Consider the following 24,070-nt stretch of genomic DNA (forward strand, 5'->3'; position numbering starts at 1 on the left):
CGCGGACCTTGCCAGCGAGCGCTGCAAGGCTGAAAATTAGACGCATGAGTAAAAGCTAATACGCAGGAGCAGCAACTATGTCGCAAGACAATGCATTGGCCTATCCCCGCAAGGTTACATATAACTTTTCACTGTGGGGTCTGGATCAGCCGGTTTCCCTGGAACTTGACGGGGTGCGTTATTTCGGGATGCTCAAGCATGTGCATGCCCCGCATCGTGGCCACACGCCTTACGAAGTGGTTTTGACGGAGGTTTTCGAGCACGGGGCTAGCCGCAGGATTCCGCCCCGCATGGTCGAACTTTCGGATCCGTCCGACTTGACGTTTTTGCATCAGCACGGCCACTGATCCGATCATAATCATCATGCGCCGTGATTCCATTGCAGGCGGGGTCACGGCTCTGTCATAGGTAGTCCCTACACTCATAGTCTTGTGTCGCCATCGAGCGACGTGGATGATCGTGTACAGGTACTGCCGTGAGCCGGACTCGACTTGCCGACAGAATCAACCAGAGGGTGTTCAACGCCCTGTATGCCAGGTCTCTGGTCTACAACACCTGCTGGGAGGACCCCGCGGTCGACCGGCATGCCTTGCGTATAGGCCCTGACGACCGCCTGCTGGTGATTACCAGCGCCGGCTGCAACGTGCTCGACTATGCACTGTGCGGCCCCGCACGCATCCATGCGGTGGACGCCAATCCGCGCCAGACCGCGCTGCTCGAGCTCAAACTCGCCGGTATCCGCCGGCTGCAGCACGACGACTTCTTCGCCTTGTTCGGGAGCGGGCGTCACGGCCAGGCGCGCGAGCTCTATCACGATGCCCTGCGCGACGACCTGTCGCCCTTCGCCCAGGGCTACTGGGATCGCCACATCGCCGCCTTCCTGCCCGGGCGCCGCGGCGGCAGCTTCTACTATTTCGGGCTCTCGGGTTGGGTTGCGCGAGGATTCCGTGCCTATATGAAGGTCCGCCCCGGGCTGCGTGATGCGGTCGAACGGGTACTGTCCGCCGCCGATCTCGATGAACAGCGCGAGCATTACGACCGCGATGTGGCACCGCGGTTGTGGGGGCGAGGGATGAACTGGGCCCTGTCGCGTCCATTCACCATGAGCCTGCTCGGTGTGCCTCACCCGCAACGCGAGGAGGTCGTGCGCGGCCACGACAACGGTATCGCGGGCTTCATCCGCGAATCGGTGGAATACGTGTTCCGCCGGTTGCCGATCGCGGACAACTATTTCTGGTCGCTGTACCTGCGTGGGCGCTACACGCCGGAATGCTGCCCCGAATATCTCAAGCCGGCGGGCTTTGCGGCGCTCAAGCACGGTCTGGCCGATTGCATCGAGCCGCACACTACCACCGTCACGGGTTTCCTGCAGCAGACCGACGAGCGTCTGTCGCGCTTCGTGCTGCTCGATCACATGGACTGGATGAGCGTGTATCACCCGCAGGCGCTGGTCGAGGAATGGCAGGCGATCGCGGAGCGCGCGACACCCGACGCCCGTCTGATTTTCCGCAGCGCGCATGCCGAACCGGGTTATCTGGAGCAGTTGCACATTCCCGGGGTCGGCTCTTTGCAGGAGCGTTTCCGTTTCGAACGGGAACTGGCCGAGCGACTGCAGCCGCTCGACCGCGTGCACACCTACGCCGGGTTCCACATCGCGCAGCACCTGGCCGAGGCATGAGCCTGCGCCAGGATGCCCGCGTGCTCTGGACCCTGCTGCGCGGCCAGCCGGCAGGCGGCAGCCATGCCGAACGACTGAATCGGTTCTACGGGCCGCAGGCCACGCGCTACGACGCCTTCCGTGACCGCCTGTTACATGGCCGCGGCGATCTGCTGACGGCATTGGCAGGGTATCTGCCGCCCCGCGGCGGCCGACTGATCGAACTGGGCGCGGGCACGGGCTACAACCTCGGCTACCTCGGCGAGCGCATCGACAGCCTGGAAAGCGCGGAGCTGATCGACGTCTGCGCGCCGCTGCTGGCGCAGGCCCGCCAGCGCTGGGCCGGGCGTCCTCAGGTGACGGTGCGCGAGGCCGACGCCACGCGCTATCGCCCGGACGTGCCTGCCGATGCGGTGTATTTCGCCTATGCGCTGACCATGATTCCGGACTGGTTCGCCGCGATCGACAACGCCGTGCGCATGCTCAAGCCGGGCGGGGTGCTCGGGGTGGTCGATTTCTACGTTTCGCGTACCCACCCGGCACCGGGGCGGGTGCGCCACGGCACCCTGGCGCGGCATTTCTGGCCGGCCTGGTTCGGCCACGACGGCGTGCATCCCAGCCCGGATCACCTGCCGTATCTGATGTCGCGCCTCGCGCTGCTGCGCGTTGACGAGCGGCGCGCGCCCGTGCCGTATCTGCCCGGACTGCGCGTCCCGTACTACCTCTTCGTCGGGCGCAAGCCCGCCTGATTTTCGGGCGCGTCGTCGCCGAGCCAGCGGTACATCACGTAGGCGTCGACCAGCCCGAGCGTGCGGTGACGGAAGGCGCGTGGGAGGGTGCCGACGATCTCGAAGCCGAGCTGCTGCCACAGCCTCACCGCCACCGTATTGGTCGACACCACCAGGTTGTACTGCATCGCGAGATAACCCAGACGCCGTGCCGTCGCCAGCGAGTGGGTGTGCAGTGCTCGCGCCACGCCGCGGCCGCGCGCCTGCGGGGCGACGATGTAGCCGCAGTTGCAGACGTGCGCTCCGGGGCCGCCCTGGTTGGGCTTGATGTAGTAGCCGCCGAGCACTTGCCCCTCGCTAGCCGCGACATGGGTCTCGTCGGGCACCTCCAGCCACAGGCGCAGTCCCTCCTCGCGCCCGATGTCGGCCGGGTAGGGATAGCTGTCGCCGGCCTGGGCCACGCTCTGCACCAGGGCCCACAGGGCGTCCTCGTCGCCGGCCCGAGCCGGGCGGATATGCCATTCGGCGGTCGAGTCAGCCATGGCGGGAGGCTGAGAGGGCGGTTTGTACGCAGCGATCGCGGGCATGCATGGGTATATTCCTGTTCGGGGAACGACATGATAGCCCGGCCGGCTGCGGAGGGCTGGGTGGTATGCTGCTTGCGTGTAAATTGGCTACGTGCAACGGCTATTCAGCCAACTGAGAGGAACAGGCATGCCCCATGGTTTCGATCCCGCGGTCACCCCGGAACGTCTGGGCACCGCTTCGCTCAAATGGGACGGGCGCAAGGCCCGTTTTGGTGCGGACGTGCTGCCACTGTGGGTGGCGGACATGGATTTCCCCGCACCGCCCTGCATCGTCGAGGCGCTGCAGCAGCGTGCCGCGCATCCGGTCTACGGCTATCCCTTCTTCGATGCCGAACTCAAGCGCGCCGTGCTTGGGTGGTACGAGCGCTGGCGCGGTTGGCGGGTGGACGAGGCGCATGTCGGCGTATTGCGCGGCGTGGTGCCGGCGCTGTACGCGGCCGTGCAGACCCTGACGGGGCCGGAAGACGGCGTGATTGTGATGACTCCGGTCTATCCCCATCTGTTCAAGGCCGTCGAGGCGCACGGCCGCCGCCTGCTGGTCAATCCGTTGCTGGAGGAAGGCGGCGAATACCGGATCGACTGGGCGCATCTCGAATCGCTGATGCCGCAGGCGCGGATGCTGCTGCTGTGCTCGCCGCACAACCCGGTCGGGCGTATCTGGACCCAGGACGAACTGATCCGGCTGCTGGCGCTTGCGCGACGCCACGGCGTCATCATCGTCAGCGACGAGGTGCACGGCGATCTGTCGTTCGACGCCGCGAAGCGGCATCGGCCGTTCGGCAGTCTGCCCGGTGCCGAGCGCGGGGTGATCACCTTGGTTTCGGCGGGCAAGAGCTTCAATATCGCGGGACTGGAACTGGCGGTGTCGGTGATCGCGGATACGGGTCTGCGCGAGCGCTTCGACGAAGCCCTGCGTATCGGCGGGCTGGCGCATGCAAACCTGTTCGCGCTGGTGGGGGCAGAGGCCGGCTGGCGCGGCGGTGACGCCTGGCTGCGTGAGCTCGTGGCCTACCTTGCCGATACCGCGCAGTGGTTGCGCGGTGCGCTGGCGGAGGCCGTTCCGGCGATCCGCTATCGGCCGCCCGAGTTCGGTTATCTCGCCTGGCTGGACTGCCGGGGACTGGGATTGGACGATGCCACGTTGCAGCGCCGCATGGTGCAGAACGCACGGGTAGGGCTGAATCCCGGTACCGACTTCGGCCCCGGTGGAGAAGGTTTCATGCGCCTGAATTTCGCCACCTCGCGCGCCGTGCTCGAATCGGCGCTGGAGCGCCTGGCGGGAGCGTTCGGGGCGGGCTAGCCGGCCGCGGCCGCTCTTCGCGGTCTCTCTTCGGACGTTCCTGCCGGCACGACAGGGTGGGCTCCGGCCCCCGGGGCCTGAATCGCCACCGGGTACACGGGCATTGCGTGACTTTGCCGCCGTGCGCTCAGACTGCCCCGAGCGGCGCGACCTCACGGCCGAAGATCTCGTTCCAGATCTGCGCCATGCCGGCGTACATGGCGGACGCGCCGCATACGATGCCCTCGTAGCCGGCGAAGGTGCCGAGGCCCTTGTTTCCGGTCAGTTCAGTAGCCGCCAGCAGGAAGAAAAGCACGGTCAAGGTCGCGAACACGACCTGCAGCGCGCGATTGATGCGCAGGGTGGGGACGAACAGGATGCCGGTGAAGATACCCCACATGATCAGGTAGGCCGCGAGGTCATGCGAGCCGGTAGCCGCTACCCCGGTGTCCATCTTGGCCATCATGATCAACCCGACGAGGCTCAGCCAGAACAGGCCGTACGAGGTGAACGCTACCGTGCCGAAGGTGTTGCCCTTCTTCCATTCCATGATCCCGGCGAAAACCTGGGCCATGCCACCGTAGAAGATGCCCATGGACAGGATCATGGTGTCCAGGGGCAGAAGACCCGCGTTGTGCAGGTTCAGCAGGACGGTGGTCATGCCGAAGCCCATCAGACCCAGCGGGGCGGGATTTGAGGTCGTGTCTGCGAGTTTGAGGGTCTCTTGTGCTTGCATCGAATCACTCCTGATATTTGCGTGTTTTAGTTATCTACTAAGGGCCCTGTGGAGGGAGATGCCTTGGCTGCGACACTGGGCCGATTAGCGCTTTCCCATGCTTCCATGAGGATAGGCGATGCCCCGTTCACCGAGTGCAGACCAGTTCTGCGCCGCAGCGGCCGGGGAGTATACAGGCGAGGGCAGGATGCGCGGCCGTCCGTTGTTCAGAGTCCGAGTGCGGAAAGATCAAGCTGTCCGGCGTGCGTGGGCGGGCACCAGAAGTAGGCTCCGGTCAGCGGCCTTGAATAGCCGAACAGTGCATCGGCAATCCCGTCGTCAAGTCCTGTCATGCGGCGCAGAGCAGTTTCGAAGGCATAGAACGAATGGCCAAAGGCGACGAACATCAGCCCACCGTCGTCGCCTTCGGTCCAGGGCATGGAGCGGCGGAACATGAATGCCGGCGGTTCGAAGCTTTCCTGGGCGGTGCGCTTGACGTGTGCGCTGGCCGGGGCGTGTTCCAGTTCTTCGTTGTCGTCGCGACGCCGCCCGATGACGTCGTCACGGGGTGCGTCCGGCAGTGCGTCGAAGCCGTCGAAATCGTGCAGCCACTGCTGTACCGCGACATAGCTCGATCCGATCATCGGGTCGGCGGGGTCGGTCACGATGGCCGTGGCGCGTGCCTCTTCGCCCTTCGGGTTTTCCGTACCGTCCTCGTAGCCGGTCAGGTCCAGTCCATCGCCGTGGCGGAATAGCGACACGGACTGCATAGGAACAAAGGCCGGTTCGAGCAGGGATTCTATTTCACGCCCGCGGTGGAACAGTTCACCCGGTTCGCCATCGCGCAGCCAGCACCACAGGGCGGCAGGCGTGGAGGGCACTTCGATGCCCGGGCCTGCTAGGGCGGGGAAGGTCTTCAGGCCGGGGATGTCGGCTTTCAGTGCAGCGGCGAGAGAGGCGCCAATGCCGACCACGATTTCGCTACCGTCGGTCGCGGTGGCCAGTCTGCTCAGTGCCTCCCGGGCATGCCCGATGTCTTCCAGATCGAAGAAGATGTGGCGCGCGAACTTCGGCAGTGGGGCGAGGATACCCGGTTGTTCTGGGAACATGACGTCTCCTGGAAATGGCGAGGAGACGATAGCGTAGCAGCCTGTGCGAGAGACTGACGAGGGTCAGTCGTTGTCGATGTCGCGGGCCTCTTCCTGGAGTTCCTGCGATTCTTCTGCGGCTTCCTGGACAGCCGATTCAACCTCGCTGATCTCGTGTTCCGCGCGGGCGGCGCTGTGCGCACGCTCCTGGGCGATGATCTGTGTGGTCTCGCGCGGGGGCAGCATGATGAGCGAGTCGATGTGCGGCACCAGGGCTTGATCCGGGGCGGCGACGTTGATCGGTGCCTGCAGATGCACCCCTTCGTCCGCGAAGGCGGATGGCGCGCACAGCAATAGGCCCGCCGTTGTCAGGGAAAGAAAAATGCTGCTTGTCGCTCTGTATGACATACGCGCCTCTGGGTTCAGGGCGGGACGGTCTGACGCCGCGTGCGCAGAGCATAGCACAGTGCCGGACCGTCCCTGTTTGACCTGTAACACGTTCGTCACCGAGATTCGGTTCCCTCGGGCTTACCCGCAGCAGCTCTCGGACGAGGCAGTGGACGGGGGCGGGCAGCAGGCCCCTTCGGCAGTCTCCTGCCCGAGGGCCTCGCTGAACAGCGGTATTGCGCCCAGGGTGTGGAAGGTTTCCCAGGGAATCCCTTGTGGGTCCTGCACCCAGTATTTGTCCGAACGAGCGTAGCAGCAGGTGGCATTTTCCTGAGCGGTGCCGTCGATGCCGGCGGCTTCAAGGCGCTGCCGGATGGCCGCGAGTTCCTCTTCGCTCTCGCTCTGCAGGCCGACGTGATCGACGCCCGGCTTGGCGCCGCGGGAGGAAATGGCGAAGTTGATGCGCGGATCGTCGAGCTGCCACTTGGCGTAGTCGTCGTGTTTTACGGTCGGTTCGGTGCCGAAGACGGCGCTGTAGAAGGCGATGTTGCGCTCCAGGTCGTCGACGGCGATATGCAGATGGAATCGGCTCATGTTGATCTCCGGTGAAGGGTCAGGCGTTATGGCCTGAATATATTCGTGAGAGCATATATACTACTTGCCATATGTTTCTGGCAAGCCTGTGGAGGATCGGATGAGCGATGCGTTGAGGGTGTTGTTCCTGTGCAGCGAGAATGCCTGCCGCTCGCAGATGGCCGAGGCCATCCTGCGGCATTATGGCGGTGCGGATTTCGAGGTTTTCAGTGCGGGCACGGAGCCCGGCAGCATACACCCGCTGACCTATGCGGTGATGGCCGAGTCGGGGCTGGACCTGGCAGGCCACGCCAGCAAGCCCATGAGCCTGTTCGAAGGCGAGTGTTTCGATTACATCATCACGGTATGCGACCGCGCGCGCGATCGCTGTCCGACCTTTCCCGGCGACAGCGAGCGTATCCACTGGCGTTTCGACGATCCCGCGGAGTCGGTCGAGGGTCAGATGCCGCTCGAACGTTTCCGCCGCGTGCGCGACGAGCTGCGCGAGCGTATCCGGCTGTGGGTGACCGCGCAGCGCGGGCTGGCCCGCCGGCAGGCGGCCCGCTCGGCCTGAGGCAGGCTTCAGGCCGCGCCGAAGGCCTCGGCGATCAGGGTATAGCTGCGCAGGCGCGCATCGTGGTCGTGCAGGTTGCAGGTCAGCATGATCTCGTCGGCCTGCGCCTCCTCGGCCCTGCGGCGTATTTCCCGGGCGACCGTTTCGGGCGTGCCGACCACGGTCAGCTCGCGGTAGTGGGCCACCTGGGCACGTTCGGTTTCGGTGTAGGGGTAGGCCTGCGCCTCTTCCGGGCTGGGCAGGGAAAGGAATTCGCCGCGGCGCAATCGTAGCCACATCAGGTCCAGGGTGCCGGCGAGGAAATCGGCGTCCTCCGGCGTTTCCGCGCAGACCGCCGCCACGCAGAGCACCGCGTGCGGGTGCGGGAAGTCGGCCGAGGGCTGGAAGTGCTCCCGGTAGGCGAGCATGGCAGGCGCCGCCGGCGTATGACTGAAGTGGCTGGCGAAGGCGTAACCCATGCCGGCTTCTCCGGCCATGCTGGCGCTGGCACCGCTGGAGCCGAGCAGCCAGATCGGCGGCAGGTGCACGTCGTCCGGCATCACGCGGATGCCGTGCAGGGGGTGGCCCGGCGGCGCGTCGCCGCGCGACAGCGTCAGCAGCTCGGCGAGCAGTGCGGGGAACTGCCCGCCGTCGAAGGCGCGCAGGGTGCGGGTGACCTTGGGGTCCGAGCCCGGCGCGCGCCCGATGCCGAGGTCGATGCGGCCGGGATGCAGCGCGTTCAGGGTATGAAACGCCTCGGCCACCTTCAGCGGTGCATGGTTGGGCAGCATGATGCCGCCCGAGCCGACGCGGATGCGCGCGGTGGCGGCAGCCACCTGTGCGATCAGGATCTCCGGCGCGGAACTCGCCACGCTGGGCATGCCGTGATGTTCCGCGAACCAGTGGCGCACATAGCCGAGGCGTTCGGCGTGGCGGGCCAGGGCGACGCTGCGGTGCAATGCTGCGGAGGCCGGCGTACCGCTGGGGACCGGGGCGAGATCGAGTACGGAAAGCGCGGGTTTCACGGGCGACGTCCGAGGTGATGAAGGCGACATGATAAGGCCCGTGCCGGGCTGCGCATCAAGCCCTCGATCTACAGGGTCATCCGTATTCCGCAGACTGGGTCGTTGGCGGTTTTGCTATGCTGGCGCATGCCCGATCGGGCGTCTGCGAGAAGCGTGCATGAGAAGCGCAACACGGCAGGACCTGCCGAGGATCGTCGAAATCTACAATGCGGCCATCCCCGGTCGCATGGCGACGGCGGACACCGAACCCGTCAGCGTGGAAAGCCGCGAGGTCTGGTTCGCGGCGCATGGGCCGAAGCGCCCGCTGCTGGTTCAGGAGGCGGACGACGGCATTGTCGGATGGCTCAGTTTCCGCGACTTTTACGGGCGCCCAGCCTACCGGCGGACCGCTGAGGTCGGGGTTTATCTCGACCCGGCAGCCCAGGGGCAAGGCCTCGGCGGCGCCATGCTGGGCGAGGCAGTCGCGCTGGCGCCGAGCCTGGGTCTGGATACCCTGCTGGCCTTCGTGTTCGCACACAACGCCCCCAGTCTGCGGTTGTTCGAGGCTCGGGGCTTCGCGCGCTGGGGGCTGCTGCCCGACGTGGCCGAGATGGACGGACAGCGCTATTCCGTGGCGATCCTGGGACTGCGCCTGAGCGGCGACTGAGTCTTGCCCGGTTCGACGGTCAGGCTCTGCCCAGACCATGCAGGCTGAACCAACTCCAGAGGATGCGTCCGGCGAGCGCCGTCATCACGAGGCGAAACAGCGGTTTGAAGTGCCCGTCGCGCATTTTCCCCAACACCTTGAGGCCGGTCAGGGTGCCGAGATAGCCGCACACGATCATCAGCGCGAGCAGCGGCAACCAGGGAAGAAACACGAAGCCGGCCAGGCTGAATGCGGCCAGCTTGAGCGTGTGCTGCAAGGTCATGCAACTGGAGAAGTTGGCGGTGTAGGCCCATCGGTCCGCGTGGGCGCGCCCCAGCCAGGCGGAAACCAGAGGGCCGGTCGCGCCCACCTGAACGGTGGCAAGCGTGGTGAAGAATCCGCCGAGCACCAGCGGTAGCGGGTGGGTGCCATGAACCACGCGCGGCAGCGGCAGCCAGGTGAACGCCAGGATGAACAGGGCGACGCACAGAGGTATCCATTCGGGCGCGATGTGGCCGAGCAGCGGCACCAGCTCGGCCATGACCACCAGCAGGAAGGCGCCGCCGCCGAGACCGATGGAGGCGGTCATCAGCGAGCCGGCGAAACTGGCCGCGAGCAGTAGGACGACGTGTGCGACGCTCAGACCGGCGAACCAGGATAGGTGCGTCATGTGCGGCATGTCTGCATTCAATAATGTACGGCTAACCAGACCGTATCCGCGTCCGGGTCGGTCCAGGTAACGCGGTGACGCGTGTGCGCGGGGATGTCCACCCAATCTCCCGGCTGCATGTGCAGCGTCTCGCCGTCCTCGAATTCCAGGGTCGCGGCACCGCTGATGACGGCGACCCATTCGGATTGCGCCTGATCATACCAGCCTTGCTCCGGCGAGCGATGGCCATGGGAGATGATTCTTTCGATGCGGAACGGCTGATTACCGGCCAGTCGCTCGACCGTTTCGGCGATGCCAGTAGGCGGTATTCCTTCGAGCAGACTGCCTCTGTCCATGCTGATGTCTTACCGCAATGCCCGTTGGTAAATAGTTGAGGTTTATTGATGGATAAGGAACATTCTGGATGAGCTGATGTCCTTATCAGTTAACTGGAGCTCTGACAGATATATGTCGGCTTCAGTATACATAGGCCGTTGCTATGTCTTGTATTTGGCAAGTTTGCATATTCCGACTAATACGCTAAGAATAAGCAGAAAGAATCATATTAAAAGCATTCTTCCTGCTCGAAATAAACAGTCGAAGTTCGGTCTCTGAGCGATTTTGAGGAAAACTGAGTACGTGGTGACCGGCCATTCTTCTGACTGATTAGTGTGTCAGTAACTGGAGCGCATACGGTTATGAGTATGCCGGTTAGGTCGGTGCCTGTAGATGCCGTCGCGTCCCGTTTCATTGTGCGGTTCGCACTCGGTTGGGCGCTTGCGACAGTTCTGTTGGTCGGGTTGGGCTGGCAGCTTTACCGTTTCCAGGCCGCGGCCACGCTGACCGGCCTGCGTACGACCGAACGTCATACCCTGCAGCTGGCCAACGAGTCCATCGACGGCGAGTTGCGCATGCTGCGCGGCGATACCCTGTATCTATCTGACCTCTCATCCCTCAAGACGTGGCTGGTGACGGGTACATCGGCCGCGCGCAGTCGCTTCGAGCATGATTTGCTGGCCTTCGCCATACGACGAGGGCTGTACGACCAGCTCCGCTTTATCGCTGTCGACGGGTACGAGAAGGTGCGTATCAACTGGGACAACGGCCATCCCATAGTCGTCGCAGAGAATGCGCTACAGGACAAGGCCGGGCGCTACTACGTGCGCGATACCCTCGCGCTCGCACGCGGCGAGGTTTACGTCTCCCCCTTCGACCTCAACATCGAACACGGTCACATTCAGCAGCCGCTCAAACCCATGATCCGACTCGGCACGCCGGTGTTCGATGCTCAGGGAAAACTGCGCGGCATGGTGATGTTGAACTATCTCGGCCAGCGATTGCTGAAGATGCTCAAACGCATCGCGGGTCACGGCAGTCATGGTCTGTGGTTGCTCAACGGCAAGGGATATTGGTTGATGGGCCCCGATCAGAGGCTGGACTGGGGGTTCATGTATCCCCAGCGGACGGGGACCCGTTTCCAGAGCAAATATCCCCTGGCCTGGGCCGAAATCCAGCGTCATTCCGGCAGTGGACAGTTCATGCGTCACGGCAGAATGTTCACCTATGCCAGCGTTCCGCTGGAACATGCCTTCGGTGGCAGTGTCGGTGGACGGCATTGGGTGTTGGTTTCTTCGGTCCCGCGTCACGTGCTTGCGGCGATCGTGGCACAGGCTGCTCGAGGACTGGACACGGTATTTTCGGCGGGTGCCGTCCTGTGGGTGCTCCTCGGTTTGGTGCTGGGCTATTACAGCTATCGACGCCGAGCCAGTGAGATCACTTTGCGCGCCAGCGAGGCACGGTTCCGCGGCCTGCTGGAATCGGCTCCGGACGCCTTCGTCATCGTCGATGCCCAGGGATGCATCGCGATGGTCAACTCGCAGGCGTTGAGCTGGTTCGGATATGCCCGTGAGGAACTGATCGGACAGCCGATCGAGATACTGGTGCCGGAGCGTTATCGCGACGGGCATCCGGCGCATCGCAACCAATATCTCAAGTCCCCGGTGCTCAGGCCCATAGGCGAGGGCAAAGAGCTGTTCGCGCGGCGCAAGGACGGCAGTGAATTCCCCGTCGAGATCAGTCTGGGGTTGATCGGCTCTACCTCTGATCAATTGGTTATCGGCATCGTGCGTGACGTGAGCGTGCGCAAGCATGCGGAAGAGGCCCGTCGCGCTGCGCAACAGCGATACCGCGAGCTCGTCGACAATCTCCCGATAGGGGTATATCGCAAGACGCCGGGTAAGCAGGGGCATTTTGGGGAAGTGAACCCGACCATGGTCGATATGCTCGAAGCGGGCAGTGCGGAGGCGCTGGGCGCCATTCACGTCGTCGATATGTACGTCGATCCGGCAGACGAGGTCCGTTTTCACGAGGATGTCGAACGTCAAGGTGCTGTGAGGGGACGAGAGGTTCGGCTGAAAACACTCAAGGGACGCGTATTCCATGCCGCAATTTCTGCCGCGATGCGGCGCGCCCCCGATGGTCAGACGATTTTCGACGGCACGGTCGAGGATATCAGTGAGCGCAAGGAAAGCGAGGAACACATCGCCCAACTCAACGCGACTCTGAGTCAGCGTGCGGCGGAGCTCGAGGCGATCAACCGCGAGCTAGAAGCCTTCAGTTATTCGGTTTCGCACGATCTGCGCGCACCCTTGCGCGCCATCGACGGTTTCAGTCGCATCCTGCTCGACGACTATGGCGAGCGGCTGGATGAGAAGGGACAGGATAGGCTCAAGCGCATTCGGGCGGCGTCGCAGCGCATGGCGCAGCTGATCGACGATCTGCTCAAGTTGTCCCGAGTGACGCGCACGGAACTGCAGCACGAAACGGTAGACCTGACGGCCCTGGCCGAGGAGGTCGTGGGCGAGTTGTGCCGGAGCGAACCGGAACGCGAGGTCAGCTGCACCCTGGCACCCGGTATGAACGCCGAAGGCGACAGCAGGTTGCTGCGTGTGCTGCTTGAAAACCTCCTGGGCAACGCCTGGAAGTACACCGGGAAATCACCGGCGGCAAGCGTCGAGATGGGGATGAGCGAGGAACATGGGGTGCGCACCTATTTCATCCGCGACAATGGCGCGGGTTTCGACATGGCCTATGCGGACAAACTGTTCGGGGCATTCCAGCGACTGCACGACGCTCGCGACTTCCCCGGTACAGGAATCGGATTGGCTACTGTGCAGCGCATCGTCCATAAACATGGTGGACGCGTTTGGGCGGAAAGCGAAGTGGATCGCGGAGCTACGTTCTATTTCACGCTGCAACATTCGGAGGCGATATGAACAATAAACCGATTCTTCTGGTGGAAGACAATGCCGACGATGAGGAATTGACCATTCATGCCTTCGAAAAGAACCGTATAAGCAATCAGGTGATCGTTGCGCGCGACGGCGTTGAGGCTCTGGACTATTTATTCGGTACGGGAGCCTGGGCAGAACGTGACCCGCGCGATGTCCCGGCCATGGTGTTGCTGGACCTCAAGCTGCCCCGGGTCGATGGTCTGGAGGTCCTGCAACGTATCCGTGCGGATGAAAGAACGCGCTTTCTGCCGGTGATCATTCTGACTTCCTCCAACGAGGATCGCGACCGGCTGCAGGGTTATTCCCTGGGTGTGAACAGCTACGTCCGCAAACCAGTCGATTTCGATGCCTTCATCGAGGCAGCCGGCCAACTGGGTCTGTATTGGCTGCTGCTCAACGAGTCACCGCCATGTTAAAGGGTGGAGGATAATCATGTCGGTCGCTACGAAAGAACAAACGGGTACGTTGCGCGCGCTGATGATCGAGGACGTAGAGGACGACGCCCTGCTGCTGGTGGATTATTTGCAGTCCAGCGGTTTCGCACTCGAATGGCGACGGGTCGATAGCGAAGACGCTTTACGCAACGCCATGCTCGAATCCTGGGATATCGTCTTCTCAGACTTCTCAATGCCCAAATTCAACGGCAAGCGGGCATTGCAGGTGGTACGTGAGATCGATCCAGACCTGCCGCTGATCTTCGTTTCCGGAACCATTGGTGAGGATGTGGCGGTGGAAGCGATGAAAGCGGGCGCCCAGAACTATGTGATGAAGGGCTCGCTCAAACGCCTTCCCAGTGCGGTTACGCGTGAAATTCACGATGCGGCGCTGCGCAGAGAGCAGCGCGAGGCAGAGGTAACACTGCGTAAGCTGTCGATGGCAGTCAATCAGGCTGCATCAAGCGTGTTCATTACCGACCCGGAAGGCTGCATCGAGTATGTCAATCTGGCTTTCGAACGTCTGACTGGATTCACACAGGCCGAGGTTTTAGGGCGTACCCCAGCAATCTTATGTTCGGGACAAAACGACGGTGCGGTGTATTCCGAGCTGTGGCGGAAAATCCGTGGCGGCGAAGTGTTCCGGGGGACGCTGGTCAATCGACGCAAGGACGGTAGCCTGTTTTACGAAGACAAGATCATCGCTCCGATCAAGGACGGCGATGGGCGAATTACTCATTTCGTTTCGACGGGCAATGACATTACCCAGCGCGTGCGCGCAGATCAGGATCGCAGCCGCCTGGCTGCGATCCTCGAAGGTACACCCGACATCGTGGCCATCCTGCGTCCTGACGGGCAAGTCGTGTATCTCAACCATGCCGGGCGTGCGCGCTTCGCGCTAGCACCCGATATCGAGTTGGGCCGCTTGAGCCTGCACGACTTATTTCCCGATCAGTTCTCTGAACGTCTGCTTGACGAAATTTTTCCGCGTGTGGGCGAGACAGGCAGTTGGAGCGGGGAAGCCGTTCTGATGACCTCCAGCGGTATCCGTGTGCCTGTCTCGCAGGTGGTTCTAAGACATCTGGATGAATATGGCGAGGTTGAATATTTCTCGACAGTCATTCGCGATATTTCCGAACAAAAACGTTACGAGGCGGAGTTGAAATATCGTGCGACTCACGACCGCCTGACTAATCTGCCGAACCGCTTCATGCTGTCGGAACGGCTTGAGCAGGAAATCGAACGAATCAAGTTTGACGGTTCACAGGCCACCGTGATGTTTCTTGATCTGGATGATTTCAAACGCATCAACGACAGCCTGGGACATGCTGCCGGAGATGCCGTGCTGCAGGCTGTGGCGCGCCGCCTGCGTACCTGTATGCGCCCCTCGGATATTGCTGCCAGTCATGGCGGCGATGAATTCACGGTGTTAATGAGCGAACCTGCCGGCTTCGATGATGTGATGGCCATGTTGCACAAATTGCGAGAGGTCATCGAGCGGCCGGTGCTTTATGGCATGCACGAAATCTTTGTGACTTTCTGTGCCGGGATTGCCTTGTGTCCTGCGGACGGCGATAACGTCACCGATCTGCTGCGCAATGCTGATTCGGCTCTCTACCGCGCCAAATCCTCTGGCGCGAAGCAGTACAGTTTCTATTCCTCCGACATGAATGCTCGCGGCGATGAGCTGCTGAGTCTCGAAGCCGATTTGCGCCGTGCTTTGAGCAATGATGAATTTCATCTGGAATACCAACCACAAGTCGATCTGACGAGCGGAAGCATCATCGGTGCGGAAGCATTGATACGCTGGGTGCATCCGGCGCATGGGCTGATCTCACCTGTGGATTTTGTGCCCATGCTGGAAAAAACCGGCCTGATCGATACCGTGGGGGAATGGGTAATGCACCAGGCCTGCGAGGATTGCCGCGCCTGGCATGCGGCGGGATTCGCACAGCTGCGTGTCTCGGTAAACGTTTCGGCGTTACAGTTCAATGATGTGGAGCTGCTGGGTAAGGTGCGCCGCGCCATTGAAGAGGAGGCATTGCCTGCAGAGTTGCTTGAACTCGAACTGACCGAAAACATTGTCATGCGAGATCCGCAAGGGGCTACGGAAATCCTGCAGGCGCTGCATAGCATGGGCGTTCGGATCGCAGTTGACGACTTCGGTACGGGCTATTCATCGATGGCTTATTTGAAGACCTTCCCGATAGACGTCCTCAAGATCGATCAGACCTTTATGCGCGGTGTTGAAATCGGTGATAGCAGTGATGCCGCCATCGTAGAGGCGAGTGTGCTGTTTGCACGCAAGCTCGGGCTTGAGGTCGTTGCCGAAGGTGTGGAAACGCGTGCTCAGCTCGATTTCCTGCGCGACTGCGGGTGCCACCTCGCGCAGGGTTTCTTCATGAGCCGGCCTCTACCACAGGCCAAGCTGCTGGCCTTGCTGCGCACGCATCCAAGCTGGTAGCGCTTCGGTTCTATTCCCCAGGCACGATCGGTCCGTCTTGCGCGAGAGCCTCGCGCCAGATGCGTCGGGGGACGTGCGAGCCCAGGCGGTCGAGTAGCAACTCTATGAGGTCGTCATTGATCTCGTGGCCGGCGAACGGAAGAACGTCCGCGACCACGTCCGCACCCAATGCGACCAGATGCTCGGCTGCCGTGACGGTGTAGCCGTAATGCACCACCGGGTCTTCCTTGCCGTGCATCAGATACAGCGTGACACCTTCGTCGGCGGTTTCCGGCAGCCGCGCGAAACGGCCGCCGATGGACACCACCCGTGCCGTGACCCCGGGCTGCGTGAACGCGCATTCCAGTGCCATGATGGCGCCCTGCGAAAAACCGATCAGCGCCGTTTCCGCTGCGCCTGTACCGGTCTTCGCCTGCCATTCGCGAATCGTAGCCAGGAAGGCGGGCATGGCGTCGGCGACACGTTGTACGCGGCGCTCGTCGGTCAGCTCCCGGGTGGAGAACCACTGCCGACCGAGGCCATAGTCTCCGGGGTGCGGTGCCGCCACGCAGATCACGCAGGCTTGCGGATAGGCGGCGGCCAGGCGCTCGCCGAGCGGGCGCATGTCTTCCGCTGTGGCGCCCATGCCGTGAAACAGCAGCATCAGCTGCTTCGCCTGCCCCGCGGGTTGGGCGACGACGAGGTGATCGGTCATTCGATGGGTCTCCGGGGGGCGGAGGTGCGGTCTGTCCCGCCATGCTAGCGCAGGCGTGAATACGCGGCTAACCCTCTCCGGTCGTTTCGGCAGTCGTCGCGGGCTTCGTCGCGGATTTGTGGGCGTAGGCCGCATGCAGCATGAATGCGCCTGCGATGATCATCGGCAGGGAAAGAACCTGCCCCATGGTCACCCAGCCGAAAGCCACGAAGCCGAGCTGCGGGTCGGGTTGACGGATGAATTCTAGGGCGAAGCGGATGATCCCGTAGCCGATCAGGAACAGCGCGGAAACGGCACCGGTCGGGCGGGGGCGACGCGAGAACCACCATAGCAGCGCGAACAGCAACGGTCCCTCGCCCAGTCCTTCGAACAGCTGGGATGGATAGCGCAGGACATCGCCGCCGTTCGGGAAGTAGGCGCACCAGGCGAAATCGCCGTGGCAGACGCGGCCGAACAGATTGCCGTTGATGAAGTTGCCGATGCGTCCGGCGGCGAGGCCCAGAGGGATCAGCGGTGCGACGAAGTCCGTGGTGGCGACCAGCGACAGCTTTTCGCGGCGTGCCATCCAGGCGAGGGACAGGATCACGCCGATCAGTCCGCCGTGAAAGCTCATGCCGCCTTGCCATACGGCCAGGATCTGCAGCGGGTGGGCGAGGTACAGCGGCAGATTGTAGAACAGGATATAGCCGATTCGTCCGCCCAGATACGCGCCCAGCTCGCCGTGAATGAGCGCTTCCACGGCCTGCCTGCGACTGAGTGCGAAACCCGGCTTGCCGGCACGTGCCATCGCCAGGAGCAGGTAGAGCGCGAAGGCCACGAGATAGGCGAAGGCATACCAATGGACCTGCAAGGGCCCGACGCTGAACGCGATGGGATCGATGTTCAGTGGGTTGGGATAGACGAGGCGGTCGTAGGGGAGCCCGAGCATGCCCGAATGGGACCGGAACGGCTGGTATTAGTTCCGCCGCCGCGGAATCCTGTGCGCACCGCAACTGCTTGCCATGCACCGATTTTGTGCGCCTGGGGCTTGCCGTGGCGCTGGAATGGACGATACTGAGCGGATCATCAGTGAGTTCAACGGCAGTTGGCCTGGTGTGGATTTTGCTTTATAAGGGCACCCGTTCGGGCATGGCCATGGCATGCGCGGAGCGCTGTTGAGGGCTTGCGGGCAATGGTTTTCTGTATTGTCGGCGGCGGATTCTCAGGGCGTAACTACCGGTCTGGCCAAAAAAACGAAGACTTAAATAGGAGAAAGTAATGAGTAATCGGGTCAAGCGTAATTGGGTTCTGGGGGCGGGGCTGGCCACGGTGCTGCTGGCTGCGGGCATGCAGTCCGCCATGGCGGCGCCTCACTACGGCGAATGCAAGGTGACGGGCAAGTGGGCGTCGCATCCCTTCAAGCCCGTGATCCCGGGGCAGCTGACCGTCGAGGTCAACATGCCGGCGCCGGGCTGGTGGAACGGCAACTCGCCTGACACCATCAAGAGCGGCTACGAGTACTGCATGGCCGCGAACATCGCCTATCGTGCCGGTATCCCGAAGGTGAAGGTGAAGAACGTGGCCTGGGACGGACTCGTCGCCGGCCAGACCAAGAATTTCGACCTGGCCCTGTCCGAGATCTCGATTACCCCGCAGCGCAAGAAGGTCGTCGACTTCTCTGTGCCCTATTTCGAATCCACCATGGGCGTGCTGGTGCGCAAGGGTGAGCATGTTACGTCCGGCAACATCCGCGACAAGCTGATCGGCGTGGAAGGCGGCTCCACCGGCGCGTCCTTCGTGACCGACAAGATCAAGCCCATGAAGCCGGCGCGCCAGTTCAGCGGCGAGGCAGGATTGTTCACTGCATTGGCAGCACATCAGATTCAGGTGGCCGTCACCGATACCTCGATCGTGCTCGCGCAGCAGGGCAAGAGCCATGGCCGACTGGTCGTGGTCGGACAGTACGATACAGGCGAGACCTACGGTGCGCTGTATCCCAAGGGTTCGAAGAACGAGAAGGTGATGAACACCATCATCGAGTCCCTGATCAAGGACGGCACCCTCAAGAAGCTAGGCGACAAGTATCTGGCCGCTGCCTGGGGTGCTTCGCCCAACAGCATCCCCACCTGGAAGCTTCCGTAATCCGATGACCCGGCCGGCGCCAGTGCCGGCCGGGTTGTTTATGGGGATTTGGAAATTACCGTTTCAACATTCGTCCGGACCGGCGGTGCGTCGGTGCGGACGTTTGCCATCTGGGGCACGCCGCGCTGGCGGCCTCATGCCCAGACAGGAATGATGCAATGACAACGCTTATCGACGGCGATCCAGCGTCCGCGCATCCGATGCAGCGCAGTTCGGTTCCCCGGGACCAGCGGCGTTTTGCGATCTCAGCCGGTGTAACGGCCGCGCTCATGGTCGCCGCCACATGGTGGGTGGCGGGTTTCGTTCACGCGGTTCTGCGCAAGGCTGAACTGGCAGGCGGGCTCGGCGATGCTTTGCTCGTCGTGCTCGCGCTCGTGCCGCTGGGACTGTTCCTGCCGGCCTCCCGCGGGCTGCGCCATGCCTTTGCCGCCGCCGCAAAGTTGCGCAGCGGGGATGTGGTGGGCGCGCGTGTTGCCGGTTCCGAGGCGCGTGACTGGGGTTGGGTGACCTTCGGTTATGCCGCGGCGCTGCTGATGGTGCTGCTGCTGACCCTGTTCATCCTCGCCAACGACGAGGCCGTGGGGCGCACCTTCTTCGACATCTCCCTGATGGTCAGCTCGTTCACCCTGGTGCTCAAGGCCTTCTGGTTGAACGTGGTCATCTTCACCGCGGCCGAGGCCATCGTGCTGGTCTGGGCGCTGCTGGTGGCAGTGGCGCGTTTCGCGCCGGGCAAGGCGGGCCGGCCCATCCGGCTGTTGGCAATCGCCTACATCGACGGTTTTCGCGGCCTGCCGGCGATCATCACCCTGTATCTGGTCGGCTTTGGTCTGCCGCTCACCGGGCTGGCGATGCTCAGTAATCTGCCGCTGGTATGGCTGGCGATCATCTCGCTGTCGCTGACCTACGGCGCCTACAACGCCGAGGTCTACCGCGCCGGTATCGACAGCATCCACCCGAGCCAGATTTCCGCGGCACGTTCGCTGGGTCTCTCCTACCTCAAGACCCTGCGCTTCGTGGTTGTGCCGCAGGCAGTGCGGCGCATGATCCCGCCGCTGCTCAATAACTTCATCAGCCTGCAGAAGGACACCGCGCTGGTCAGCGTGATCGGCGCCATCGACGCCTTCAACCAGTCCAAGATCATCGCCAGCAACGATTTCAACCTCTCGGCGGTCACCACGGTGGCCTTCCTGTTCGTGCTGATCACCATCCCGCAGGCACGCTTCGTCGACCGGCTGATCGAGCGCGACAAGCAGCGCCGCGGCTGAATCCGATCATGCGAGGCTAAACATGGCTTTTCTCGAAATGCGCGAGGTCGTCAAACGCTACGGCGACCTGCAGATCCTCAACGGCATCCGGCTCGACGTCGAGGAGCATCAGGTGGTCTGCCTGATCGGCCCTTCCGGTTGCGGCAAATCCACGCTGCTGCGCTGCCTCAACGGTCTGGAGGCGATCAGCGATGGCGAGATCCGGCTCAAGGGCGACCGCATCTCCGGTCCCGGCGTCGATCTCAACGCGCTGCGTCGCGACATCGGCATCGTGTTCCAGAGCTTCAACCTGTTCCCGCACATGACCGTGCTTCAGAACGTCACTTTGGCGCCGATCCAGGTGCTCGGCATGAAGCGCGCGGAGGCCGAATCGCGCGCCATGACGTTGCTCAAGCGCATCGGTCTGGAGGCGAAGGCCGGCGCCTATCCCGACCGCCTGTCCGGCGGCCAGCAGCAGCGTGTCGCCATCGTCCGCGCGCTGATCATGGACCCCATGGTGCTGCTGCTCGATGAGATCACCTCCGCCCTGGACCCCGAACTGGTCTCCGAGGTGCTCAACATCGTGCGCGACCTCGCCGAGCAGGGCATGACCATGCTGCTCGCCACCCACGAAATGAGCTTCGCACGCGAGGTGGCCAGCAAGGTCTGCTTCCTGCAGGAGGGCGTGGTGCACGAGGAGGGGCCGCCCGAGCAGATCTTCGGCGACCCCCAGCAGGAGCGCACCCGCGCCTTCCTCAAGCGGATTATCGAGGCGGGAAGGCTGTAGCCGTCTCAGTCCGACGTGCGGCGCGTCCGTTTGATTTCGTAGAGCGCGGCGTCGGCGGCGGCGATGAGCGCCTGTGTTTCCCAACCGTCTTCCGGTGCGGCGGCGACGCCGATGCTGGCGGCCGGATAAGCCGCCTGGCACGTGCTGGCCTGGCGTAGTGTCTCGGCCATCCGTTGCGCGATCCCCCGGGCCTGTTCGCCGCCGGTCTTCGGCAGTACGACCAGGAACTCGTCGCCGCCGTAGCGACCGAGATGGTCGCTGTCGCGCAGGCACACGCGCATCTTTTCGGCGACCCAGACCAGCGCCCGGTCGCCGGCGCTGTGGCCGAGGGAATCGTTGCGCCTTAAATCGGTCCAAATCCACCATGAACACGCTCAGAGGACGGGCGTGTCGGAGATGGGCATTCAGCTCCGCCTGAAGCACGCTCAGGATACCGCGGCGATTCAGCACCCTGGTCAGCGGATCGATCGAGTTCTCTGCGATCAGTGCCTGCCGGGTGCGCTCCCAATAGGCCGACATTTCCCAATAGGCCGACATTTCGTTGAACCGTTCCGCCACGACGCTGAGTTCGTCGCGACCAATGACGGGAATGCGCACACCGCCTTCGCCGGCGCCCAGGCGATGCGCGGCAGCGCTGAGTGCACGCACCGGTCGCAGGATCGAGTAGAGAAACAGGGCGACCAGGATCACAGCGACCGATATCGTCACCGCCCAGCCCCAGACGAGCCAGCGCAGCTGGGTATGGCGCAAGGCTACGGCGTGCGAATAGCGGGCCTCGACGATATGCGCCAGATGGTGCCGCGCGCGGCTGACGTCGTCGATGGCAAGTTGTAGCTCCTGCCGGGTGCGGAGATCTACGGCGGGTCCGGTGTTGGAGCGTAGCGGCGTGACGTGTTCCACCAGGCGTTGTACGGAGGGGCGCGCGTCCTTCCAGGCCTGTTGTGCCGAGGCGATCAGTCCTGTCGGCCGGTCCTGGTTCGAGCCGTGGTGCCCAGCGTGGTGAAGGCGTGATCGATGTTTTGCGTCAGCGCGGCAAAATTGGGCGTCGACGTTTCGGTCTGGGCTTCCAGTTCGTCGACCAGCGCGTGCTCGAGATAGTGTTCCAGGCTGGCCAGCGGCAGCAGGGTTTCGATGGACTCCTGCACGGACTGCCGAAAGGCGATCTCCTGGTCGTTGAGTACTACCGCGCTGACCACGCTCAGTACGGCCATCGGCAACAGCAGCAAACCGAATATCCAGGCCATGCGCAGGGCGACCGACAGGCGGCGGAGCAGATGTTCCAGGGACATTCCGGCAGCTCCCGTCACGGCAAGGATAGATTTTACGAATAGTTCTTTGGATTGATTCTACGAGTTCTGGCGGCGAATGCAGGATTATCGGCCATACGGACTGATGCAAGGTGGCGTCGCGGTGGTGCGAGAGTTTCCATCCGTGCATCCGGTCTGTGCGCCTGTGCCAAGGGAAAATACTGGCAAGTCGACGGCTTTGCCGTGATTTGCTCGGTAAATGAGCGACTTGGCTCCGCCATGCTCAACAATTCTCCAGGGCCGCGTGGCTGGCATCGTTCCTGCGTATCGGTCCTCAGAGGGGGGCGTGATATGGAGGATGAGACATGTCTGCATCACAACCCGGGGAGGGCGCGATGCCTCCCGAAGGTCTCGGCTACGATCCGAGGCTCTATAACGCCGATCTCGCACCGGTTCCCAGTTCGCTGCGCAACTGGTCGTGGCTGAACATGTCCACGGTGTGGATGGGCATGGTTCACAATGTCGTTGCCTACGAGGCTGCAGCCGGACTCATCAGCATGGGCATGAGTGCGATGCAGGCCATCGCCGCCGTTGCCGTGGCCTATTTCATGCTGTTCCTGGCGATGTGGTTCAACGCCAAGGCGGGCACGCGACACGGCGTGCCGTTCTGCGTTCTGGTGCGTTCGCCGTTCGGCCCTTTCGGCGCCAACGTGCCGGTGGTGATCCGCGGCGTGGTGGCGATGTTCTGGTACGCAGTGCAGGTCTATGCGGGTAGCCAGGCGATCAACGCGATCCTGTCCACGCTGTGGACGCCGTGGGCGCACTTCAACGCCGGTTTTCTGGGCATGCCGGCGAACGGCTGGCTGTCGATGGGCCTGTTCCTCATGCTGCATGCCTTGGTGGTGAGTCATGGCGTGCACCGCATCCGCAACTTCGAACTGATCGCCGGGCCGCTGGTGATCCTGGTCGGGGTGATCGCCACGATCTGGGGATTGCACGAGGCACATGGTCTGGGGCCGATCTTCAGTCAGCCTTCGAAGCTGCACGGCACCGACGGCGCGCTCACCTTCGCCATCGGCGTAACCGGGATGATCGGCATCTGGTCCACCTTCGCCGTCAACATCCCGGACCTATCCCGCTTCGTGCGCACGCAGCGCGATCAGGTTCTGGGTCAGCTCATCGGCCTGCCGATCACCGCGATCGTGTTCACCCTGATGAGCGTGATTGTGACCTCGGCCACGATCATCGCCTTCGGCAAACCGATCTGGGACCCGGTTAAGTTGCTGCTCGCGATCGACAACCCGGTGGTCACCGTGCTGGGCGGGCTGGTCATCATCCTTGCCACGCTGTCGGTCAACGTCGCGGCTAACATCATGCCCGCGGCCTACGATCTGGTGAACCTGTTCCCGCGCCGCTTGAACTTCAACCGTGCCGCTATGCTGGTGCTGTTCGCCGGCCTGCTTTACGTGCCCTGGTACTGGTTCCAGAACGCAACCACCATTTTCCACGCGCTGGAGATTATCGCTGGTCTGCTCGGGCCGGTGACCGGCATCATGCTGGTCGATTACTTCGTGCTGCACGGGCAGCAGTACGACATCGACGCCCTCTATCGCTATTCCGAAACGCTGCACGGGCGATACGGGATCAACCCGGCCGGTTTCTACGCGATGGGGATTGCCGGCGCGCTCGCCATCGTGGGGTTCTTCGTGCCCGAACTGTCGGCCATGGCCGATTTCTCCTGGTTCATCGGCGTGCTGGTCGGCGGCGGTCTGTACTGGGTGTTCGGGAGAGCGGCGGCCACTCGCGCGGCCGGCCTGTCCTCAGGCCCGGCCGAGCTGGCTTCCGAGCCGGAGTGATTACTCCTCTGCCCCGGCGGGTGCAGCCTGCCGGGGCCTGACCAAGCCCAAGGAACGCGCTCCG

The 24,070-nt window shown here is 63.0% G+C and carries 25 protein-coding genes and 1 pseudogene; 13 read left to right on the forward strand and 13 right to left on the reverse strand.

Going from position 1 to position 24,070, the window contains the following annotated elements; all coding sequences use genetic code 11:
* The first annotated feature begins 77 nt into the window (after nt 1-77).
* The 3 genes from BJI67_RS17275 (at nt 78) to BJI67_RS04525 (ending at nt 2,406) form a co-directional block, all read left to right on the forward strand.
* Entirely contained in the window at nt 78-347 is a 270-nt protein-coding gene (locus BJI67_RS17275; protein WP_156782022.1) for a hypothetical protein, read from the forward strand.
* 128 nt (nt 348-475) lie between these two features.
* A complete protein-coding gene (locus BJI67_RS04520) occupies nt 476-1,678 on the forward strand; it encodes a DUF3419 family protein (RefSeq protein ID WP_070072024.1) in 1,203 nt (400 codons plus the stop codon).
* Nucleotides 1,675-2,406 carry a class I SAM-dependent methyltransferase gene (locus BJI67_RS04525; protein ID WP_070072025.1) on the forward strand — a complete coding sequence of 244 codons (732 nt, stop codon included), beginning with the start codon at nt 1,675-1,677 and terminating at the stop codon, nt 2,404-2,406. The genes BJI67_RS04520 and BJI67_RS04525 overlap by 4 nt, the downstream gene beginning before the upstream one ends.
* Here BJI67_RS04525 and BJI67_RS04530 read toward each other — a convergent pair.
* The gene (locus BJI67_RS04530; protein WP_231940897.1) at nt 2,376-2,972 is read right to left on the reverse strand and encodes a GNAT family N-acetyltransferase; all 597 of its coding nucleotides are present in this window, start codon (nt 2,970-2,972) and stop codon (nt 2,376-2,378) included. The genes BJI67_RS04525 and BJI67_RS04530 overlap by 31 nt on opposite strands.
* A 127-nt stretch (nt 2,973-3,099) precedes the next feature.
* Here BJI67_RS04530 and BJI67_RS04535 point away from each other — a divergent pair, with 127 nt between their 5' ends.
* A complete protein-coding gene (locus BJI67_RS04535; RefSeq protein WP_070072027.1) occupies nt 3,100-4,272 on the forward strand; it encodes a MalY/PatB family protein in 1,173 nt (390 codons plus the stop codon).
* Between the two features lie 127 nt (nt 4,273-4,399).
* On the opposite strand, the gene BJI67_RS04540 is transcribed toward BJI67_RS04535, so the two are convergent.
* The 4 genes from BJI67_RS04540 to BJI67_RS04555 form a co-directional block, all read right to left on the reverse strand.
* Complete coding sequence (locus BJI67_RS04540; protein ID WP_070072028.1) at nt 4,400-4,987, reverse strand: acetate uptake transporter; 588 nt, start codon at nt 4,985-4,987, stop codon at nt 4,400-4,402.
* Nucleotides 4,988-5,193: 206 nt separating this feature from the next.
* Nucleotides 5,194-6,075, reverse strand: coding sequence for a Dyp-type peroxidase (locus BJI67_RS04545; protein WP_070072029.1), 882 nt, complete (start codon nt 6,073-6,075; stop codon nt 5,194-5,196).
* A 63-nt stretch (nt 6,076-6,138) separates the two neighbouring features.
* A complete protein-coding gene (locus BJI67_RS04550) occupies nt 6,139-6,462 on the reverse strand; it encodes a hypothetical protein (RefSeq protein WP_156782023.1) in 324 nt (107 codons plus the stop codon).
* Between the two features lie 120 nt (nt 6,463-6,582).
* Entirely contained in the window at nt 6,583-7,035 is a 453-nt protein-coding gene (locus tag BJI67_RS04555; protein WP_070072031.1) for an ArsI/CadI family heavy metal resistance metalloenzyme, read from the reverse strand.
* Between the two features lie 100 nt (nt 7,036-7,135).
* Between BJI67_RS04555 and BJI67_RS04560 the strand changes: the two genes are divergently transcribed.
* Nucleotides 7,136-7,588 (forward strand): arsenate reductase ArsC, encoded by a 453-nt coding sequence (locus BJI67_RS04560; RefSeq protein ID WP_070072032.1) that lies wholly within the window; start codon nt 7,136-7,138, stop codon nt 7,586-7,588.
* Between the two features lie 8 nt (nt 7,589-7,596).
* On the opposite strand, the gene BJI67_RS04565 is transcribed toward BJI67_RS04560, so the two are convergent.
* Nucleotides 7,597-8,592: an LLM class flavin-dependent oxidoreductase gene (locus BJI67_RS04565; RefSeq protein WP_231940898.1), complete on the reverse strand. Its 996-nt coding sequence runs from the start codon at nt 8,590-8,592 to the stop codon at nt 7,597-7,599.
* Nucleotides 8,593-8,749: 157 nt separating this feature from the next.
* Between BJI67_RS04565 and BJI67_RS04570 the strand changes: the two genes are divergently transcribed.
* Entirely contained in the window at nt 8,750-9,238 is a 489-nt protein-coding gene (locus BJI67_RS04570) for a GNAT family N-acetyltransferase (protein WP_070072034.1), read from the forward strand.
* A 19-nt stretch (nt 9,239-9,257) separates the two neighbouring features.
* On the opposite strand, the gene BJI67_RS04575 is transcribed toward BJI67_RS04570, so the two are convergent.
* Complete coding sequence (locus BJI67_RS04575) at nt 9,258-9,887, reverse strand: hypothetical protein (protein WP_083250974.1); 630 nt, start codon at nt 9,885-9,887, stop codon at nt 9,258-9,260.
* A gap of 17 nt (nt 9,888-9,904) precedes the next feature.
* Nucleotides 9,905-10,222: a cupin domain-containing protein gene (locus BJI67_RS04580; RefSeq protein WP_070072036.1), complete on the reverse strand. Its 318-nt coding sequence runs from the start codon at nt 10,220-10,222 to the stop codon at nt 9,905-9,907.
* A gap of 342 nt (nt 10,223-10,564) precedes the next feature.
* On the opposite strand from BJI67_RS04580, the gene BJI67_RS04585 reads away from it, so the two are divergent.
* The 3 genes from BJI67_RS04585 to BJI67_RS04595 are packed head-to-tail and all read left to right on the forward strand — an operon-like array spanning nt 10,565 to nt 16,057.
* Entirely contained in the window at nt 10,565-13,141 is a 2,577-nt protein-coding gene (locus tag BJI67_RS04585; RefSeq protein ID WP_197513308.1) for a PAS domain S-box protein, read from the forward strand.
* Nucleotides 13,138-13,575, forward strand: a complete 438-nt coding sequence (locus tag BJI67_RS04590) for a response regulator (RefSeq protein ID WP_070072037.1) — start codon at nt 13,138-13,140, stop codon at nt 13,573-13,575. Before BJI67_RS04585 ends, BJI67_RS04590 begins: the two co-directional genes overlap by 4 nt.
* 16 nt (nt 13,576-13,591) lie before the next feature.
* Nucleotides 13,592-16,057, forward strand: a complete 2,466-nt coding sequence (locus tag BJI67_RS04595) for an EAL domain-containing protein (protein ID WP_070072038.1) — start codon at nt 13,592-13,594, stop codon at nt 16,055-16,057.
* A gap of 10 nt (nt 16,058-16,067) precedes the next feature.
* Here the strand turns inward: BJI67_RS04595 and ypfH are convergent, their stop codons facing one another.
* Both ypfH and lgt read right to left on the reverse strand, forming a co-directional pair.
* Entirely contained in the window at nt 16,068-16,751 is a 684-nt protein-coding gene (gene ypfH / locus BJI67_RS04600; RefSeq protein ID WP_070072039.1) for an esterase, read from the reverse strand.
* A 67-nt stretch (nt 16,752-16,818) separates the two neighbouring features.
* The gene (gene lgt / locus BJI67_RS04605; RefSeq protein WP_070072040.1) at nt 16,819-17,679 is read right to left on the reverse strand and encodes a prolipoprotein diacylglyceryl transferase; all 861 of its coding nucleotides are present in this window, start codon (nt 17,677-17,679) and stop codon (nt 16,819-16,821) included.
* Between the two features lie 329 nt (nt 17,680-18,008).
* On the opposite strand from lgt, the gene BJI67_RS04610 reads away from it, so the two are divergent.
* The 3 genes from BJI67_RS04610 to BJI67_RS04620 all read left to right on the forward strand — a co-directional run bounded on the left by BJI67_RS04610 (nt 18,009) and on the right by BJI67_RS04620 (nt 20,903).
* Nucleotides 18,009-18,872, forward strand: coding sequence for an ABC transporter substrate-binding protein (locus BJI67_RS04610; RefSeq protein WP_070072041.1), 864 nt, complete (start codon nt 18,009-18,011; stop codon nt 18,870-18,872).
* A 158-nt stretch (nt 18,873-19,030) separates the two neighbouring features.
* Nucleotides 19,031-20,137 carry an amino acid ABC transporter permease gene (locus BJI67_RS04615; protein WP_083250639.1) on the forward strand — a complete coding sequence of 369 codons (1,107 nt, stop codon included), beginning with the start codon at nt 19,031-19,033 and terminating at the stop codon, nt 20,135-20,137.
* Between the two features lie 22 nt (nt 20,138-20,159).
* Nucleotides 20,160-20,903, forward strand: coding sequence for an amino acid ABC transporter ATP-binding protein (locus BJI67_RS04620; RefSeq protein ID WP_070072042.1), 744 nt, complete (start codon nt 20,160-20,162; stop codon nt 20,901-20,903).
* A 5-nt stretch (nt 20,904-20,908) separates the two neighbouring features.
* On the opposite strand, the gene BJI67_RS04625 is transcribed toward BJI67_RS04620, so the two are convergent.
* The 3 genes and pseudogenes from BJI67_RS04625 to BJI67_RS17925 all read right to left on the reverse strand — a co-directional run bounded on the left by BJI67_RS04625 (nt 20,909) and on the right by BJI67_RS17925 (nt 22,192).
* Complete coding sequence (locus tag BJI67_RS04625) at nt 20,909-21,262, reverse strand: GGDEF domain-containing protein (RefSeq protein ID WP_083250640.1); 354 nt, start codon at nt 21,260-21,262, stop codon at nt 20,909-20,911.
* Nucleotides 21,263-21,302: 40 nt separating this feature from the next.
* A pseudogene (locus tag BJI67_RS18235) lies at nt 21,303-21,803 on the reverse strand (HAMP domain-containing protein); the annotation flags it as partial.
* A 53-nt stretch (nt 21,804-21,856) separates the two neighbouring features.
* Complete coding sequence (locus BJI67_RS17925) at nt 21,857-22,192, reverse strand: hypothetical protein (protein WP_070072045.1); 336 nt, start codon at nt 22,190-22,192, stop codon at nt 21,857-21,859.
* 323 nt (nt 22,193-22,515) lie between these two features.
* On the opposite strand from BJI67_RS17925, the gene BJI67_RS04640 reads away from it, so the two are divergent.
* Nucleotides 22,516-24,006, forward strand: coding sequence for an NCS1 family nucleobase:cation symporter-1 (locus BJI67_RS04640; RefSeq protein WP_070072046.1), 1,491 nt, complete (start codon nt 22,516-22,518; stop codon nt 24,004-24,006).
* The last annotated feature ends 64 nt before the right edge of the window (nt 24,007-24,070 follow it).

Source organism: Acidihalobacter aeolianus, from assembly GCF_001753165.1.
Taxonomy (GTDB): Bacteria; Pseudomonadota; Gammaproteobacteria; order DSM-5130; family Acidihalobacteraceae; genus Acidihalobacter; species Acidihalobacter aeolianus.